Annotated in this window: 13 protein-coding genes and 1 pseudogene; 7 read left to right on the top strand and 7 right to left on the bottom strand. The window is 68.7% G+C overall.

Annotation, left to right across the window (positions count from 1 at the left end; genetic code table 11):
- Window positions 1-419: 419 nt before the first annotated feature.
- Entirely contained in the window at window positions 420-1,238 is an 819-nt protein-coding gene (locus tag IJ15_RS0122470) for an HAD family hydrolase (RefSeq protein WP_031940583.1), read from the top strand.
- A 405-nt stretch (window positions 1,239-1,643) separates the two neighbouring features.
- On the opposite strand, the gene IJ15_RS0122475 is transcribed toward IJ15_RS0122470, so the two are convergent.
- The 5 genes from IJ15_RS0122475 to IJ15_RS0122495 are packed head-to-tail and all read right to left on the bottom strand — an operon-like array spanning window position 1,644 to window position 7,357.
- Window positions 1,644-2,396: a Fic family protein gene (locus tag IJ15_RS0122475; RefSeq protein WP_031940584.1), complete on the bottom strand. Its 753-nt coding sequence runs from the start codon at window positions 2,394-2,396 to the stop codon at window positions 1,644-1,646.
- A gap of 3 nt (window positions 2,397-2,399) precedes the next feature.
- Window positions 2,400-4,013, bottom strand: coding sequence for a dipeptide ABC transporter ATP-binding protein (locus IJ15_RS0122480; protein ID WP_031940585.1), 1,614 nt, complete (start codon window positions 4,011-4,013; stop codon window positions 2,400-2,402).
- Window positions 4,010-4,852 (bottom strand): ABC transporter permease, encoded by an 843-nt coding sequence (locus tag IJ15_RS0122485; RefSeq protein ID WP_031940586.1) that lies wholly within the window; start codon window positions 4,850-4,852, stop codon window positions 4,010-4,012. Before IJ15_RS0122485 ends, IJ15_RS0122480 begins: the two co-directional genes overlap by 4 nt.
- A 10-nt stretch (window positions 4,853-4,862) precedes the next feature.
- Entirely contained in the window at window positions 4,863-5,789 is a 927-nt protein-coding gene (locus IJ15_RS0122490; protein ID WP_031940587.1) for an ABC transporter permease, read from the bottom strand.
- 2 nt (window positions 5,790-5,791) lie between these two features.
- Entirely contained in the window at window positions 5,792-7,357 is a 1,566-nt protein-coding gene (locus tag IJ15_RS0122495; RefSeq protein WP_051919497.1) for a peptide ABC transporter substrate-binding protein, read from the bottom strand.
- 393 nt (window positions 7,358-7,750) lie between these two features.
- Here IJ15_RS0122495 and acs point away from each other — a divergent pair, with 393 nt between their 5' ends.
- The 3 genes from acs (at window position 7,751) to IJ15_RS0122510 (ending at window position 12,576) form a co-directional block, all read left to right on the top strand.
- Window positions 7,751-9,679 (top strand): acetate--CoA ligase, encoded by a 1,929-nt coding sequence (gene acs / locus IJ15_RS0122500; protein WP_031940589.1) that lies wholly within the window; start codon window positions 7,751-7,753, stop codon window positions 9,677-9,679.
- A 75-nt stretch (window positions 9,680-9,754) separates the two neighbouring features.
- Window positions 9,755-12,088 (top strand): ATP-binding protein, encoded by a 2,334-nt coding sequence (locus tag IJ15_RS0122505; RefSeq protein WP_031940590.1) that lies wholly within the window; start codon window positions 9,755-9,757, stop codon window positions 12,086-12,088.
- A gap of 128 nt (window positions 12,089-12,216) precedes the next feature.
- Window positions 12,217-12,576 (top strand): Zn-ribbon domain-containing OB-fold protein, encoded by a 360-nt coding sequence (locus IJ15_RS0122510; protein ID WP_031940591.1) that lies wholly within the window; start codon window positions 12,217-12,219, stop codon window positions 12,574-12,576.
- 34 nt (window positions 12,577-12,610) lie between these two features.
- Here IJ15_RS0122510 and IJ15_RS0122515 read toward each other — a convergent pair whose 3' ends face one another.
- On the bottom strand, window positions 12,611-13,339 hold the full coding sequence (locus tag IJ15_RS0122515; protein WP_031940592.1) for a DUF7507 domain-containing protein: 729 nt from the start codon (window positions 13,337-13,339) through the stop codon (window positions 12,611-12,613).
- Window positions 13,340-13,528: 189 nt separating this feature from the next.
- Window positions 13,529-14,860 carry an MFS transporter gene (locus IJ15_RS0122520; protein WP_051919500.1) on the bottom strand — a complete coding sequence of 444 codons (1,332 nt, stop codon included), beginning with the start codon at window positions 14,858-14,860 and terminating at the stop codon, window positions 13,529-13,531.
- A gap of 325 nt (window positions 14,861-15,185) precedes the next feature.
- Here IJ15_RS0122520 and nhaA point away from each other — a divergent pair, with 325 nt between their 5' ends.
- The 3 genes and pseudogenes from nhaA to IJ15_RS26795 form a co-directional block, all read left to right on the top strand.
- Window positions 15,186-16,394, top strand: coding sequence for a Na+/H+ antiporter NhaA (gene nhaA, locus IJ15_RS0122525; RefSeq protein ID WP_031940594.1), 1,209 nt, complete (start codon window positions 15,186-15,188; stop codon window positions 16,392-16,394).
- A gap of 58 nt (window positions 16,395-16,452) precedes the next feature.
- Window positions 16,453-16,977, top strand: coding sequence for a phage holin family protein (locus IJ15_RS0122530; RefSeq protein ID WP_031940595.1), 525 nt, complete (start codon window positions 16,453-16,455; stop codon window positions 16,975-16,977).
- Between the two features lie 19 nt (window positions 16,978-16,996).
- A pseudogene (locus IJ15_RS26795) lies at window positions 16,997-17,114 on the top strand (alpha/beta hydrolase); the annotation flags it as partial.

The following is a 17,114-nucleotide window of genomic DNA, read 5'->3' on the forward strand; positions in this document are numbered from 1 at the left end:
GATCGAAGAACGCGGCCACCCGGCCGCGTTCGGTGAGTTCGCTCGGAGAGGCGGTCACCTGACCGAGGATAGGCGAGGGGTTCGGTGCTGCGTTCGACGACACGGATGTGGGGTGGACCGGCGGTTGAATCGGGCGTTCCGGGCGGGCCCGCGAATCGATGAACTCCGCATCAATAAACCCGCATCTTCGGTGTATTATTGATTCTACCTGCCCCCCATCCAGACGAGTTCAGCCCCGGGGGGTCGGGCTGAACACGCCTGGATCGCGTCCAGGTAGAAGCAATAATACACCCAGATCCAGGTTTATTTGCAAGTTCATCGATTCGCGGGCCCGCCCGGAACGCCCGATTCAACCGCCGGTCCACCCCACATCCGTGTCGTCGAACGCAGCACCGAACCCCTCGCCTATCCTCGGTCAGGTGACCGCCTCTCCGAGCGAACTCACCGAACGCGGCCGGGTGGCCGCGTTCTTCGATCTGGACAAGACCGTGATCGCGAAGTCCAGTGCGCTGGCCTTCAGCAAACCCTTCTTCGCGCAGGGACTCATCACGCGCCGCTCCGTGCTGCAGAGCAGCTATGCCCAATTCCTTTTCCTGCTCGCCGGTGCCGACCACGACCAAATGGAGCGGATGCGTACGCATCTCGCGAACATGACGGCCGGGTGGGACGTCGAGCAGATCCGCGGCATCGTCGCCGAGACACTGCACGACATCGTCGACCCCCTGATCTACGCCGAGGCGGCCGATCTCATCGCGGACCACAAGCTCCGCGGCCACGACGTCGTGATCGTGTCGGCGTCGGGCGAGGAGGTGGTGACCCCCATCGCCGAAGCCGTGGGCGCGACGTACAGCACTGCGACCCGCATGGTGGTCGAGGACGGCCGGTACACCGGCGAACTCGAGTTCTACTGCTACGGCGACGGCAAGGTCGAGGCGATGCGCATGCTCGCCGACCGGCACGGCTACGACCTGTCCCGCTGCTACGCCTACTCGGATTCGGTGACGGATCTGCCGATGTTGCAGGCCGTCGGCCACCCGACCGCGGTCAACCCGGACCGGGCTCTGCGAAAAGCGGCCACCGAAAGCGGTTGGCCCGTATTGTCTTTCTCCAATCCGGTTTCGCTGCGCGCCCGGCTCCAATCGCCGTCACGCACCACCGTCGCAGCGGCCGCGGCGGTGCTGTCGAGCGCCGCCGTAGCCGGCGTGTTCACCTATGGCATGCGCCGCCGGAAGCGGTGAACCCGCATCTGCCACAAAGGAAAATTGCCACTTGAAGTGGGTCGTAGCACGGGGTACAAAGGAGTTACGGAAGGCCGGTAGGCCAGGATCGATCCGGAGGAGAAGGATCGATTTCCCGAACGGACTTCCCAGCACGAACACCAGGCACCCACGCGAAGCAGCAAGCCACTATAAGGGCAGAAGCGTTGTGGGCCTGCGTGACTCGGAAGACTGACGGTGAGGACTCCGCACTGGTTGCGGGGACGACCCGGCACCGCCCGAGCCCACGCCGAGGCCGTTGACACACAACCCACATTTGCACGCTTGGTAACCCGGCAGTCCGTGCTAGCGGGTGGCGCCACCGATCCCCTTCGGTGACACCACCCGCTTTGCATGTGCGGGCACGAGCCCACCTCCGAGCACCACTCAGCCGGCGGCAGCGGCCTCCGCGATCGACATCGCTTCCCGTGCCCCGGCCTCGAGCGCGCCACAGCACAGGATCACCCAGCTGCCCACGCCCTCCGGCGTACCGGACGCGAATCCGGCGATGCCGTCGCGATACGCGGGGGCCCGCCGCATCCAGCTCACCTCCGGCACACCCAGGTTGTGGGGGTCGAGGCCGCTCGCGGTGGCCACCAACCGGGAGGCGGCGCGGGCGACGATCCCGTCGGCGACCCCGAACGGACGGAGCGCGGCCAGTTCCCCGTGTACGACCGCCGCGAGGACCGGCGCCGGGACGCGGGTGCCGCCCGTGACAAGCTGGGCCAGCATGTCCAGCCGCTCCCCCACCTCCGGATCGTTGCGCGGACGGCCCAGCGCCTCCGGGTCGTCCACGAGATCCGCCGCGGCGAGCAGATGCAGTCGGGCCAGCGCCTGCAGCGGGGCACGCTGCCAGGTCGGCAGGATGATCGTCAGCGAATCCCCGTCCAGCGCCTGCGCGACCCGCAACGCGCCCGACAGCACGGGATCGCCGACCGTCCCGGGAACGGGCAGTTCCGTCGAACCACCGTCGATCGACGCGGACGCACGGGCAGCGCGCACGGACGCTTCGGTGGCGGTCTGCGGCCACCCTCGACGATTCGTCTTGTGCCGATGCACCTCGCCGAGCGCATCGCGTGCGCGGTCCGCCGCCTCGCGCACACCGGGCAGGTCCAACAGCGGCTGCAGGGGATCAGTCACGCATCAGACGCTACCGCCCGCGCGCCGCGGTCGGCCGGTCGGTACGGCGTCGAGCAGGCGCCGGGTGTACTCGTGGCCGGGACGTCCGAACACGTCCTCCGCGGCGGCCTCCTCCACGACCCGGCCGCCGCGCATCACGACCACACGGTCGGCGATCCGCCGCACCACGGCCAGGTCGTGGCTGACGAACACGTACGTCAGACCCAGATCACGCTGCAGGTCGTCGAGCAGGCGCAGGATCTGGTCCTGCACGACGACGTCGAGGGCCGAGACCGCCTCGTCGCACACCACCAACTCCGGTCCGGGCGCCAGGGCACGGGCGATCGCCACCCGCTGCCGCTGCCCGCCGGACAACTCGGCCGGGAACCGGTGCAGCAGGTCGGCGGGCAGCGCGACACGGTCGATCAGCTCACGCACCCGCCGCGCCCGCTCACCGCGACCGCCGATCCGGTGCACCCGCAACGGCTCCTCGACGATCCGGAACACCGAGTACGTCGGGTCGAGGCTGCCGTACGGATCCTGGAACACCGGTTGGACGCGGCGCCGGAACTCCTTCTCCCGGCGTCCGAGCGCTGCTGGATCGGTGCCGTCGAACCGGACCGCCCCGGCGTCGGGCGGGAGCAGCCCCAGGATCATCCGCGACACGGTGGTCTTCCCCGAGCCGGACTCGCCGACGATCGCGGTGGTGGTGCCGCGGTGCACGGTGAACGAGACGTCGTCGACGGCGGTCACCTCGGCACGTCGGCTGCGGTACACCTTTCGCAACCCCTCGACGACGAGCAGCGGCTCCGGACCGGCAGCGGGCACGGGCCGTCTGGTCGGTGCGCGGGAGAGGGACGGCGCGGCCGCGACGAGGCGACGGGTGTACGGGTGTTCGGGCGCGGTGAGAATCTGCTCCGGCGAACCGGATTCGACGACCGTCCCCTCGTGCATGACGACGACATGTTCGGCGCGCTCGGCGGCCACCCCGAGGTCGTGGGTGATGAGCAGGAGCGCCGTCCCGAGATCGCCGGTCAAACGTTCGAGATGGTCGAGGACGCGCTGCTGCACCGTCACGTCGAGGGCCGACGTGGGCTCGTCGGCGATCAGCAGTCGCGGGCGCGCGGCGAGCCCGATCGCGATGAGGACCCGCTGCCGCATCCCGCCCGAGAACTCGTGCGGGTAACGCCCGGCGCGGGCGTCGGCATCGTCGAGGCCGGCCTCCGCCAGCAGTTCGACCGCCCGCCGCTGCGCGGCCCGCCCCGTCGCCACCCCGTTGGCCGCCAGCGTCTCCCGCACCTGGAACCCGATCTTCCACACCGGGTCGAGGTTGGTCGCGGGATCCTGCGGCACGAACCCGATTCCGCTCCCGCGGATCCCGACGAAAGCCCGCTCCGACGCGTGCGCCAGGTCGTGCCCCTCGAACCCGATGCGGCCGCCCGTCACCCGGCCGCCACCGGGCAGCAGACCGATCAGCGCATGGGCGAGCGTCGACTTCCCGGAACCGGACTCGCCGACGACCGCAACGGTCTGCCCGGGCCGAATCGTCAGATCGACCCCGCGGACCGCGTGCACCGCCCCGGCGCCGGACCCGAACGTCACCTCGAGCCCCTCGAGTGCGAGCAGGGGCGCGGTCATCGGCGTCGCGCTCTCGTCGGATCCAGCGCGTCGCGCAGGGCGTCACCGAGCAGGACGAATCCGAGCACGGTGACCGCGAGCGCCCCGGCCGGATAGAACAGGATCGTCGACCCGCGCCGCAGCGTCACCTGTGCGGTGCTGATGTCGCCGCCCCACGACACGGTGCTCGGCGGCAACCCGATCCCGAGGAACGACAGCGTCGCCTCGGTGACGATGAACGTGCCCAGCGACATGGTGGCGACGACGATGATCGGTGCGAGTGCGTTGGGCAGCACGTGCCGGACGAGGATCGACGGACTCGACATGCCCACGGCCCGCGCCGCGAGGACGTAGTCCTGCGATTTGGCCGAGATGACCGCTCCACGAGCGATTCTCGCCATCTGGGGCCAGCCGAACAGGGCGAGGACGGCCACCACCGTCCAGATCGACCGCTGCGCGAACAGTTGCATCAGCACGATCGCCGCGAGGATCAGCGGAATCCCGAAGAAGATGTCGGTGACCCGCGACAGCAGCGAATCGGCCCAGCCGCCGTAGTAGCCGGAGAGCGCACCGAAGAGCACCCCGACCAGCAGGACCGCCGCCGTCACGCACACCCCGACGGTCACGGACGGACGGGCGCCGTAGATCGTGCGCGCGAACACGTCGCAGCCCTGACGGTCGAAGCCGAACCAGTGCCCCGCTCGCGGCGGACCGAGGCTGTCGGCGATGGTGCAGTAGTGCGGATCGACGTCGGTGAACACCGACGGGACCGCCGCCACCGCGGCGACGACGAGCAGGATCACGCACGCCAGCAGGAACATCGGCCGGCGCCGGAGACGCCGCCACGCCGACCCCCACATCCCGTGCCCGTCAGGCATAGCGGATCCTCGGGTCGAGGACGGCGTACAGCAGGTCGACGAGCAGGTTCGCGACGAGATAGACCACGACGAGGACGCTCACGAACGACACCACCGTGGGCGCCTCCCCACGGATGACGGCCTGGTAGATGGTGCCCCCGACACCGTTGATGTTGAAGATGCCCTCGGTGACGACGGCGCCCCCGATCAGCGCCGCGAGGTCCACCCCGAGGAACGTGACGACCGGGATCAGCGAGTTGCGCAGCACGTGCACCCACACCACCCGCGGCCGCGACAGGCCCTTCGCCGTGGCGGTCCGCACGAAGTCCGCGGACAGTGTGGTCGCGACCGACGTGCGCGTCAGGCGCAGCACGTACGCGAACGAGACCGCCGCGAGCACGCAGGCCGGCAGCAGCAGACGCGGCAGGCTCGTGTCGGCGCCGACGGTGGGCGGGGCCAGACCCCACCGGATCCCGATGAAGAACTGGGCGAGGAACCCGAGCACGAACACGGGGACCGCGATGAGCACCAGGCTCAGGATCAGGACGGTGCCGTCGAACACCCCACCCTGCCGCAGGCCCGCGATCAGCCCGGCTCCGACCCCGAGCACCGTCTCGATCGCCACCGCCATCACCGCGAGCTTCAAGGTGATCGGAAATGCCTGTGCCAGAACTTCACTGACCGGCCGTCCGGAGAACGACGTCCCGAAGTCGAGCGTCAGGATGCCTTTCAGATACAGCAGGTACTGCACCAGGAACGGTTGGTCCAGGTGATACCGGGCGCGCAGTTGCTCGGTCACCGCCGGGGTGAGTGCACGGTCCCCGGCGAGCGCCGCGACGGGATCTCCGGGAATCAGGAACACCAACGCATAGATCAGGAAGGTGGCCCCGAGGAACACCGGAATCATCTGCAGCACACGCCGGCCGGTGTAGCGGAGCATCGCTACCCCTTCTCCACGAGATAGTAGAGCGGCACGCCGTCCCATCCGATCCGCACGTTCGAGACGTACTCGGACCACCCACCGGACGCATTGCGGTTCCAGTTCGGTACCGCGGGCAGGTCGCGCAGCAGGATCTGCTGCGCGCCGTCGATCAGTCTCTGCGACTCGGCCGGATCGGTCGCACCGGCGGATGCCCGCAGCAACCTGTCGAACTCCGGGTCGGAGTACTCGCCGTCGTTGGAACTGCCGCCCGTCTGGAAGTTCTGGGCGAGAAACCCGTACTGCTGCGGATAGTCCGCCTGCCAACCCGAGCGGAACGCGGTGCGAATGGTCCGCTCGGTGACCTCGGTGCGCAACTGCGCGAACGTCGGATACGGCGCGCCGCGGGCGTCGATGCCGAGGGTGTTGCGGATGCTGTTGCTCACCGCGTCCACCCACTCCTGGTGTCCGCCGTCGGAGTTGTAGGCGATCGCGAACGTCCCACTCCACGGTGCGATCGCGTCGGCCTGCGCCCACAGCGCCCGCGCACGGTCGGGCACGAAGTCCAGATTCTCGACTCCGGGGAGATCCGGGGTCCACCCGGGTACGGCCGGGCTGGTGAAGTCCCGTGCCGGCGTGCGGGTGCTCGCGAACAGTCGCTCGGTGATCTGCTCGCGGTCGATCGCCTGCGAGACCGCCTGCCGGCGCAGCCGCCCCTCCTCACCACCGAAGTGCGGCAACCGTTCCGGGATCGTGAACGTCTCGATAGTCGCGGACGGCTGATTGACGGTGCGGCCCGGCAGGTCGTCCTCGAACGTGTCGAGCGCACTGGCCGGGACGCCGTCGAGGACGTCGAGGTTGTTCGACAGCAGGTCGGTGTACGCGGTGTCGAGGTTGCTGTACATCACGAAGGTCACCCCCTCGTTCCGGGCCACCCGATTGCCGCGATAGCCGGGGTTCGCCGTCAGGTCGATGCGCACGTTGTGCTGCCACGCATCGTCGCTCGCGAACCGGTACGGGCCGTTCCCGATCGGGTGCTGCCCGAACGCCGCCATGTCTGCGTACGCGGACCGCGGCAACGGGTAGTACGCCGCGAACCCGAGTCGCGCCGGGAACGCCGCCTCCGACTGCTTCAGGGCGATCGTGAACGTCCGGTCGTCCACGACCCCGAGTCCGGACATCGTCGTCGCCGTCGGGTTCGCGGCGGCCACCTCGTCGTACCCCTGGATCGGATCGAAGAACGACGACTGCAGTTGCGCGTTGGAGGACAGTGCGCCGTAGTTCCACGCGTCGACGAACGACCCTGCGGTGACCGGGGTTCCGTCGGTGAAGGTCCAACTGTCCTCGAGCGTCACGGTGTAGTTCCGGCCGTCCACCGTCTCGATCGACTGCGCCACCTCGTTCTCGACGCCACCGTCGGCGGTGTACGAGACCAGGCCCGCGAACAGCGCATCCAACACCCGACCGCCGGTGTTCTCGCTCGTGTCCGTCGGGATCAGCGGATTCTGCGGTTCCCCACTCCACGCGTAGACGATGCCGGTGCCCGAACCCGCCCCACCACCACCACCACCACCACACGCCGCGAGCATCGACGCCGCCAGTCCCACCACCAGCGCCGACACCACGGCCCGGGCGACCCGCCGCCGAACAGCCACTGTCACCTCCCGAAGCGCTCGGATGGTGGTTGCGACGATAGACAGCGTTCCGACCTCACCGCCGGGGTCCGGTGGCCACCGATCGGATCGGCATCGTTTCGACGCGCGATCGCAACGTCGCACCCACCCGCCACCCCGATCGGCCGCGAGATGTCCCGACTCGGATCGCACGCGAACCATCCGTCGCGGAGAATCGACCGGTAGTCGCACACAGTGGCCGCTCCACGGGAGGTGGCCCTGCGACGCCGGTCACGTGTGACTACCCTCACACGTGCAGCAACCGCCGAGGCTCCGCCCGAGAGCTCGACCGAAAGAAGGCACGCCGAGATGACGAGCAACGCTACCGACGCACCCGAGGTGTACCTGCCCAGCGCGGAGTTCGTGGCCACGGCGAACGCCGGCCCCGAGTTGCAGGCCGCGGCCGAGCGCGACCGGCTCGCCTTCTGGGACACCCAGGCCAGGCGGCTGGACTGGGCGACGCCGTGGACCGAGGTCCTCGACTGGTCGGACGCGCCCGTCGCGAAGTGGTTCGTCGGCGGCAGCCTCAACGTCGCGTACAACTGCGTCGACCGGCACGTGCTCGCCGGCAACGGCGACCGCGTCGCGATCCACTTCGAGGGCGAGCCCGGCGACAGCCGCGACATCACCTACAACGACCTGCTCGCCGAAGTGAGCCGGGCGGCAAACACTTTCACCGAACTCGGCCTCGTCGCGGGCGACCGCGTCGCGATCTACATGCCGATGATCCCCGAGGCCATCGTGACGATGCTCGCGTGCGCCCGCCTCGGGCTGACCCACTCGGTCGTGTTCGCCGGATTCTCCGCGACCGCGCTGCGCTCACGCATCGACGACGCCCAGGCCAAGCTCGTCGTCACCGTCGACGGACAGTGGCGCCGCGGCCAGGCGGCCCCCCTCAAGCCCGCCGTCGACGAGGCCGTCGCGGGCGCCGAGTCCGTCCGAAATGTCTTGGTGGTCAAGCGGACCGGCGCCGACATCGATCTCACCGCCGGACGGGACCTGTGGTGGCACGAGACCGTGGCGCAGGCGTCGCCCGAGCACGAGGCGCAGGCATTCGACGCCGAGCATCCGCTGTTCATCCTCTACACGTCCGGCACCACCGGAAAGCCCAAGGGCATCGTCCACACCTCCGGCGGGTACCTGACGCAGACGTCGTACACGCACCACAACGTGTTCGACCACAAGGCCGGCGAGGACGTGTACTGGTGCACCGCCGACATCGGCTGGGTCACCGGGCACAGCTACATCGTCTACGGTCCACTGAGCAACGGCGCCACCCAGGTCGTCTACGAGGGCACCCCCAACTCCCCCGACGAACACCGGCACTTCCAGATCATCGAGAAGTACAGCGTCTCCATCTACTACACCGCCCCGACGCTGGTGCGCACGTTCATGAAGTGGGGCCGCGAGATCCCCGACGCGCACGACCTGTCGTCGATCCGGCTGCTCGGCTCGGTGGGCGAGCCCATCAACCCGGAGGCGTGGCGCTGGTTCCGCGACGTCATCGGCGGCGGCAGCGCGCCGATCGTCGACACGTGGTGGCAGACCGAGACCGGCGCGATCATGATCTCTCCGCTGCCGGGCATCACGGCCACCAAGCCCGGATCCGCGATGGCCCCGCTGCCCGGCATCTCCGCGAAGATCGTCGACGACGAGGCCCACGAACTCGGCGCCGGCGGCAACGGCTACCTCGTCCTCGACGAGCCGTGGCCGTCCATGCTGCGTGGCATCTGGGGCGACATGGACCGCTACCGCGACACCTACTGGTCCCGCTACGCCGAAGAGGGCTGGTACTTCGCCGGCGACGGCGCCAAGTACGACGAGGACGGCGACCTGTGGGTGCTCGGCCGCGTCGACGACGTCATGAACGTCTCGGGGCACCGGATCTCCACCTCCGAGGTCGAGTCGGCGCTCGTCGGGCATCCGTCGGTCGCCGAGGCCGCCGTCGTCGGCGCCGCCGACGAGACCACCGGTCAGGGCATCGTCGCGTTCGTGATCCTGCGGGAGGGCGCCGACAACACCGGCGAGGCACTGATCGCGGAACTGCGCGCGCAGGTCTCCACCGAGATCTCCCCGATCGCCAAGCCCCGGCAGATCACCGTGGTCCCCGAACTGCCCAAGACCCGCTCCGGCAAGATCATGCGACGCCTCCTCCGCGACGTCGCCGAGGGCCGCGACCTGGGCGACACCTCCACCCTCGTGGACCCCAAGGTGTTCGACGCGATCCGCGGCAAGTAGACCGCCGGCGGCGACCCGCAGGCGTACCGTGACGGCAGGGACCGAGAGCGCAGGTCCTTGGAGACGAGGGTCACGATGGCGCCTGCGACGACGCGAGACCGGGTCGGAAACCTGCCCCTGGACCTGACCAGTTTCGTCGGGCGTCGCCACGAGGTGGCCGAGGCGAGACGGCTGCTCTCTGCCTCCCGGCTGCTGACCTTCACGGGCATCGGCGGAGTGGGCAAGACCCGGCTCGCGCTGCGGGTGGCCGCCGACTCCCGGCGCGCCTTCAAAGACGGAGTGTGGCTGGTCGAGTTCGAGGAACAACTCGACCAGCAACTGGTGCCCGAGGCGGTTGCGGCGGCCCTGGGACTGCGGGAGCAGGCGGCGGTCTCGACGACGCAGATCCTCACCGACTACCTGGCCTCCCGCAACATGCTGCTGGTCCTCGACAACTGCGAGCACCTCATCGATGCCGTCGCGAAACTCGCCGAGGCCGTGCTGCGGTCGTGCCCCGAGCTGCGCATCATCGCGACGAGCCGGGAGCCGCTCGCGATCGGCGGGGAGATCGTGTTCCGCGTTCCCCCGATGAGCTTCCCGGTCCTGGACGGTTCGACGCCGATACGGGCGTTGACGCAGTACGAGGCGGTGAGCCTGTTCGTGGAGCGGGCCGCCGCCGCGGTTCCCGGGTTCGAACTCACCGCGGACAACCGCGACACGGTCCTCGCGATCTGCGCCGAGCTCGACGGTCTACCCCTACCCATCGAGCTCGCGGCGGCCCGGCTGCGAGCCATGTCGGTCGGCCAGCTCCTCGAGCGCCTCACCGACCGGTTCCGTCTGCTCACCGGGGGCAGCCGGTCCGCGCCCGACCGCCAGCAGACCCTGCGCATGAGCATCGACTGGAGCCACGACCTGTGCACCCCCACCGAACAGGAACTGTGGCGGCGGTTGTCGATCTTCCCGCGCGGGTTCGAACTCGATTCGGCCGAGGCGATCGCGGGCGGCGACCTTCCCGAACCCGATCTGCTCGACGTCGTCGCCTCCCTCGTCGACAAGTCCATCCTCATCCGCGAGGAATACGACGGCATCGTGCGCTACCGACTGCTCGAGATCCTGCGGGACTACGGACTCGAGCGTCTGCGCGCGTCCGGCGAGTACGACGCCCTGCGCCGCCGGCACCGGGACTGGTACCAGGAGTTGACGCGCCGGTGCGAGGACCAGTGGATCAGCCCGAACCAGCCTGCCTGGGTCGCGCGACTCGAGCGTGAACGGTCGAACCTGCGCGATGCGCTCGAATTCTGCCTCACCGAACCCGGCGAGGCCGAGAACGGTCTGCGCCTCGCGAATCGGCTCTACATCTTCTGGGTCTCCCGCGGCCTGCTCAACGAGGGGCGCCTCTGGATGGGCCGGGCACTCACGGCGCAGACCGGAGAACCGACACCCGACCGCGTGCGGGCCTTGGCCGCGGCCTCGCTCCTCGCCGCCAACCAGGGTGACATCGTGGCGGGGGAAGCGCTGGTCGCCGAGGCCGCCGACGTCGCCGCACAGGTCGGCGACAGCGACACCGACATCGACGTCGTCCAAGCCGCAGGACACGTGCAGATCTATGCGGGCGACGCGGCCGAAGCGATCCGGTTGCTCCGCAGCATCCTCGACGCCGTCCGGGCCGGCCCGAATCGGCTGCGACACGTCACCACCGTGCTCGGCCTCGCGACGGCGGCCGCGGTCCTCCGCCATCGGGAGGAGACCGCCCGCTACACCGCCGAGGTGCTCGACATCACCAGCACCCACGGGGAGTCGATCTTCCGGTCCTACGCACTGAGCATGCAGGGCCTCGCGCTGTGGCACGACGCCCCCGCGGAGGCGCGCCCCCTGTTCGAACAGGCCGTCGAGTTGAGCGGCCACGTCAACGATCTGCTCGGGGCCGCGGTATGCGTGGAGGCCCTCGCCTGGACCTACACCGCGATGCGGGACTTCCGGACGGGCGCGACACTGCTCGGTGCCGCCGACAACCTGTGGTCCGCGGCCGGGAACCCCGGAGTCGTCATCCCCGCGCTGCGGTACAACCGCGACGAAGCCCGCGACCACTGCCGACGCGCTCTCGGCGAACGCGCGTTCGACTCCTCCGTCCGGCAGGGAGCCGGGCTGACCCGGGGCGAGATCGTCACCTTCGCGGCCACGGGGGAACTCCCCCGGCAGGGCTCCACCGAACGTGCCGCCACCGATCTGACACCACGCGAACAGGAGGTGGCCGATCTCGTCGCGCAGGGCCTGACCAACAAGGCCATCGCCGAACAGTTGGTGATCTCGCAGCGCACTGTCCAGGGCCACGTCGAGCACGTGCTCGCGAAACTCGGGTTCAACTCACGCACCCAGATCGCCGCCTGGGTCGTCGAACAGGCAAAACACGCCGAAGGTGACGCCGTCTGACGCCGACGGGACACCTACCCGCACGGGAAACAGGTATGTCCCCCGGTAGTTCTACCGTCGTGGGCTCGGGTCGCAATTGGGACTGTGGAAGCCGGACATCCCAAGCTTCACGAAGTCGAGGTATCCCGATGCAGAACCACCCTCCCCGCACCACGCTCATGAACAGCTTCACCATCGGCCGCTGCGACGACTGCGGCGCGCTCCTGGCCCCGGACGCATCGACGTGCTCGTCGTGTCGCAGCCGAGACATCAGCCGGGCACCGTCGGAGGGCACCGGGTCGATCGTCTCCTGGACCGTCGTCGAGATCTCCCCCAGCCGGACGTGCACCGACTTCACCCCGTTCACCATCGCGATCGTCGCCCTCGACGAAGGGCCGTGGACGTACGCGTGGATCGAGGGGGCACTCGACGAGAGCCAGAAACGTGCTCGCGTGCGATTCGACCGCATGATCGCCGGCGAGCCCTATCCACTGTTCGTGCGCGGGTAAGTGGAAACGCCGGACCGATCTGCACGGTCCACGGTCAGGGCACGTCGGGACCCTGCTCGTCCGGGCACGGCGCAGTCAGGAACGGCACACTCGGAAACGGCACGCTCGGGAACGGCGCGTTCAGGCACTGCGCGGCCGGAGCCGGCTGGTACGGAGTTGTGAGCGCCCAACCGATGAGGCCGCCCAACGCCCCCAGCGAGCCCAACGAGCCCAACCCCAGCGATCCCAGGCCCAGCGGTGCCAGCACCCCCAGTGAGCCCAGTTCCGACGATCCCAGCGCCGCCGGCAGGAACGCGCTTCCGGTGAGGTTGTCGGCGCAGTCCGTGAGCACCCGCACTGACGACGGAAGCGACTCGACGGAAGCAGGATCGACGCCGGTCGCGATGGCCGAGTTCTCGATGAAGCAGACCTCCTGGTCCGCGTCGGTCACGTCGTACGTGGTGCTACAGGTCACCGACTGCCCCGGCTGGAGCATGTCCGGACTACAGGTCACGGCGGGCGCCCCACCGGAACCGGTGAACGAGACTTCCCGCACGCCGATGCCGGAGACCGTAGTGGTACCGGTGTTGGTGATCACGAACGTGTAAGTGACCGTGTCCCCCGCACCGAGGCCCCCGCTCGGCGAGGCCGACTTCGCGAGCGAGAGGCTGCCGGCAGGCGGCTGAGCGAGACCGGCCGGACCGAAGACGCCTGTCGTCAGCGCGACCAGGCCGGTGAGCACTGCGACGACCAGTATCCGGGAAACTGCACCGAGATTACGCACGCTGGAAACTCCTTTTCGCCGCTTACAGGACAAATCGGGTTCGAACTCAGGTGCCGCGCATGACAACGTTTCGGAAGATACGGGATATTCGCCATCGATGCGTGCGAATGAAACCGGCCGACGGGTTCCCCGACGAGAACGGGCACGCCCCCGCGCCTTCGCGGAGACGTGCCCGTCGGGGACCCGCCGTCAGACGTCGTCGAGCGAATCGTCCTTGGTCTCGCGCATCACCAGCAGTGCCCCGAACGTGAGGGCCGACGCGACCAGCAGGTAGACACCCACCCAGCCGACGCCGTAGCTGGTGGCCAGCCAGGTCGCGATGAACGGGGCCACCGCGGCGCCCAGGATGCTGGCGGTGTTGTACGCGATGCCGGACCCCGTGTACCGGACATTGGTGGGAAACAGCTCCGGCAGCACCGCACTCATCGGGCCGAACGTCAGACCCATCAGCACCATGCCGATGATCAGGAACACCAGCATCCGGGCGTCGGTCATGCCGTCGGCTGCGAGGAGGAGCCCGAACGTCAGGCCGAAGACCATCATCGCGGCCGTGATGACGAGCAGCGTGATGCGGCGCCCGTAGCGGTCGGCGAGCCAGCCGGCGACCGGGATGGTGGCCGCGAAGAACAGCACCGCCACCAACTGCAGCACCAGGAAGTCGCGGTACTGGAATCCGGCGCCGTACCCGCCGTCGGCCGCCGTCTTACCCGTGCCGTAGCTCAGCACCCACGTGGTCATGATGTAGAAGAGCGTGTACGTCGCGAGCATCACGAACGTACCGATGATCAGTTGACGCCAGCTGGTCTTGAAGACCTCCTTGAGCGGCGTCTGGACCTTCTTGCCCTCGGCGACGGCCCGCGCGAACACCGGCGTCTCCTCGATCTTGAGGCGCACGTACAGACCGATCATCACCATCAGCGCGCTCAGCAGGAACGGGATACGCCAGCCCCACGTGAGGAACGCGCTGTCGAGGTCCGGGTCGGAACTGCTCGTATAGCCGAGAGTCAGCGTGATCAGCAGGAACAAGCCGTTCGCGAAGAAGAAGCCGATCGGCGCGCCCAACTGCGGCCACATCGCCGCCCATGCCCGCTTACCGCTCTTCGCGGTCTCGGTCGCCAACAGCGCGGCACCGGACCATTCCCCGCCGAGCCCGAGGCCCTGACAGAAACGCATCAGCGCCAGCAGGGCCGGCGCCCACAGCCCCACCGCGTGATACGTGGGCAGCAGTCCGATGAGGAACGTCGCGATGCCCATGGTGAGCAGCGATCCGACGAGGGTGGCCTTGCGGCCGATGCGGTCGCCGAAGTGGCCGAACACGATCGAACCGAGCGGACGTGCCACGAACGCGAGACCGAACGTCGCGAACGACGCCAGCAACGCCGTCGTGTCGTTGCCCTTCGGGAAGAACAGGTGCGGGAAGACCGACACCGCGGCCGTCGCATAGATGTAGAAGTCGTAGAACTCGATCGAGGTACCGACCATGCTCGCGACGACGATGCGGCGGCGCGGGACGCCGGCCACCGTCGACGTATCCGTCGGGGCGCCGACTGCCGACGACCCGTCCCGTCCGCGCTCGGCGGACTCGACATCCTTGCTCACTTGACAATCTCCTGCACAAACGTCTCGACGGCTCCCCACCCGTGAGCCGGTTCCCGAGAAAAGTTCCACTGAATGGAAATCCGTCCCAAACCTTAGGAATTGAACACGTCGCGCAGGGAGCGTCGCAACCGCCGGTTACCGACTGAACGGTTGCAAAGAACACGTTAAGATCCTAGGAGGAGTGCCGGGAAGTCTGGTCGGCGACAGCTTTGTCGTACCCGACATAACCCCTGGTGAAAGGCTTTCCTTGATTTCTGCCGCACGCTCCGAACTCGCCCGCTACCTCCGCACCGAGACGGTGGGCGGATCAATCCTGCTGATCGCGGCCGCGGTGGCCGTGCTGTGGGCAAACTCTCCCTTCTCCGACGCCTACACGTCGCTACGGGACTGGCAGATCGGCCCCGCCGCCCTCCATCTCGACCTCAGTCTCGGCACCTGGGCCCAGGACGGACTGCTCGCGATCTTCTTCTTCGTCGCCGGTCTCGAACTCAAACGCGAACTCGTCGTCGGCGAACTGGCCGACCGGAAGAAGGCCCTGCTGCCGATCATCGCCGCGTGCGGCGGCGTCCTGATGCCGGCGATCATCGCGGCCGTCGTCGGCGCCGGCGCACCCGGAATGGACCGCGCCTGGGCGATCCCGGTCGCGACCGACATCGCCTTCGCGCTCGGCGTGCTGGCGCTGACCGGATCACGGATCCCGGCGAGCGCGCGCGTGTTCCTGCTCAGCCTCGCGGTGGTCGACGATCTGATCGCGATCGTCCTGATCGCGGTGCTGTTCACCGGTTCCATCGCGGTGCTGTGGATCCTGACCGCGGTGGCGTGCCTCGTCGTCTACTGGTACGCGCAGAAGCGACGCATCACCACGCCCCTGCTGTACGTCCCCCTCGCCCTGCTGACCTGGTACAGCGTCCACGAGGCGGGGATCCACGCGACACTCGCCGGCGTCGCACTGGGCCTGCTCACCCGGGTCCGCACCGACCCGGACGAGGAGTTCGCCCCCGCCGCGCGGCTCGAGCACCGACTGCAGCCGTACTCCGCAGCGGTCTGCGTCCCGCTGTTCGCGCTGTTCGCGTCCGGCGTCCCGATCAACGGTGAGGTTCTCGGGCAACTCTTCACCAACCAGATCTCGCTCGCGATCATCCTCGGACTCCTGGTCGGTAAGACCGTCGGAATCTTCGGCATCTCGTGGCTCGCGATCCGTCTCGGCATCGCCACCAAGCCCCGTCTGCTCGGATTCCGTGACATGTTCGCCCTGTCGGTGCTCGGCGCGATCGGGTTCACAGTTAGCCTTCTGGTGGCCGATCTTGCACTCGCGGGTATCGGCGACGGCAGCGAAGCGGACACCGCGAAGGCCGCGGTGCTCGTGACGTCGTTGGCTGCATCACTGATCGGATCGGCGCTACTGTTGCGACGCGGACGGGTTCATCAGGCCCGCGCCGCTGCCGAGGACTCGTGAGTGACCGCTCGCGGGTAGCAGCTACCAGCGCGTCAGAAGAACCTGGAGGGGTCGAGAAGTGAGCGTCACCAACGGCAACGGAGTCACGCGAGACGGCAGCCGGGTCACCGGCGACGGAGTCCCGACGACGGTCTCCTCGATTCCCCTCACCGACCTCCACAACCCGGAGACCGCGTCGATCGGCACCCTGGTGCGCGACGCGACCGCACAGGTGTCGACGCTCTTCCGCGCCGAGGTGGAGCTGGCGAAGTCCGAGGTCACCAGCGAGGTCAAGAAGGGACTGCAGGGCAGCCTGTTCTTCATTCTGGCGCTGGCCGTGCTGGTGTTCAGCGCGTTCTTCTTCTTCTTCTTCCTCGCCGAACTGCTGAGCGTGTGGCTCGATCGCTGGGCGTCGTTCCTGATCGTCTTCGTGCTGATGCTGGCGGTGACCGGCATCCTCGCGCTGCTCGGCTACCTGCGGGTCCGCAAGTTGCGGGCACCGAACAAGACCATCGACTCGCTCAAGCAGGCCGCGACGGTGCTGCCGGGCCAGCGCCCGGACGGCGCGTCCCCGCTGGGCGCCGGAACGGGCACCGCCGGCTGACCCGGCCGTAGTCGATTCAGTGACACAGCCCGACCCGTCCACGGTCCGTTTCGACGGACCGTGGACGCATCGTGACATCCATGCCAACGGCATCCGCCTCCACACCGCGGAGACCGGCCCCGCCCGCCCCGACGCCC

The organism is Prescottella defluvii, from assembly GCF_000738775.1.
In the GTDB taxonomy this organism is placed as follows: Bacteria; Actinomycetota; Actinomycetes; order Mycobacteriales; family Mycobacteriaceae; genus Prescottella; species Prescottella defluvii.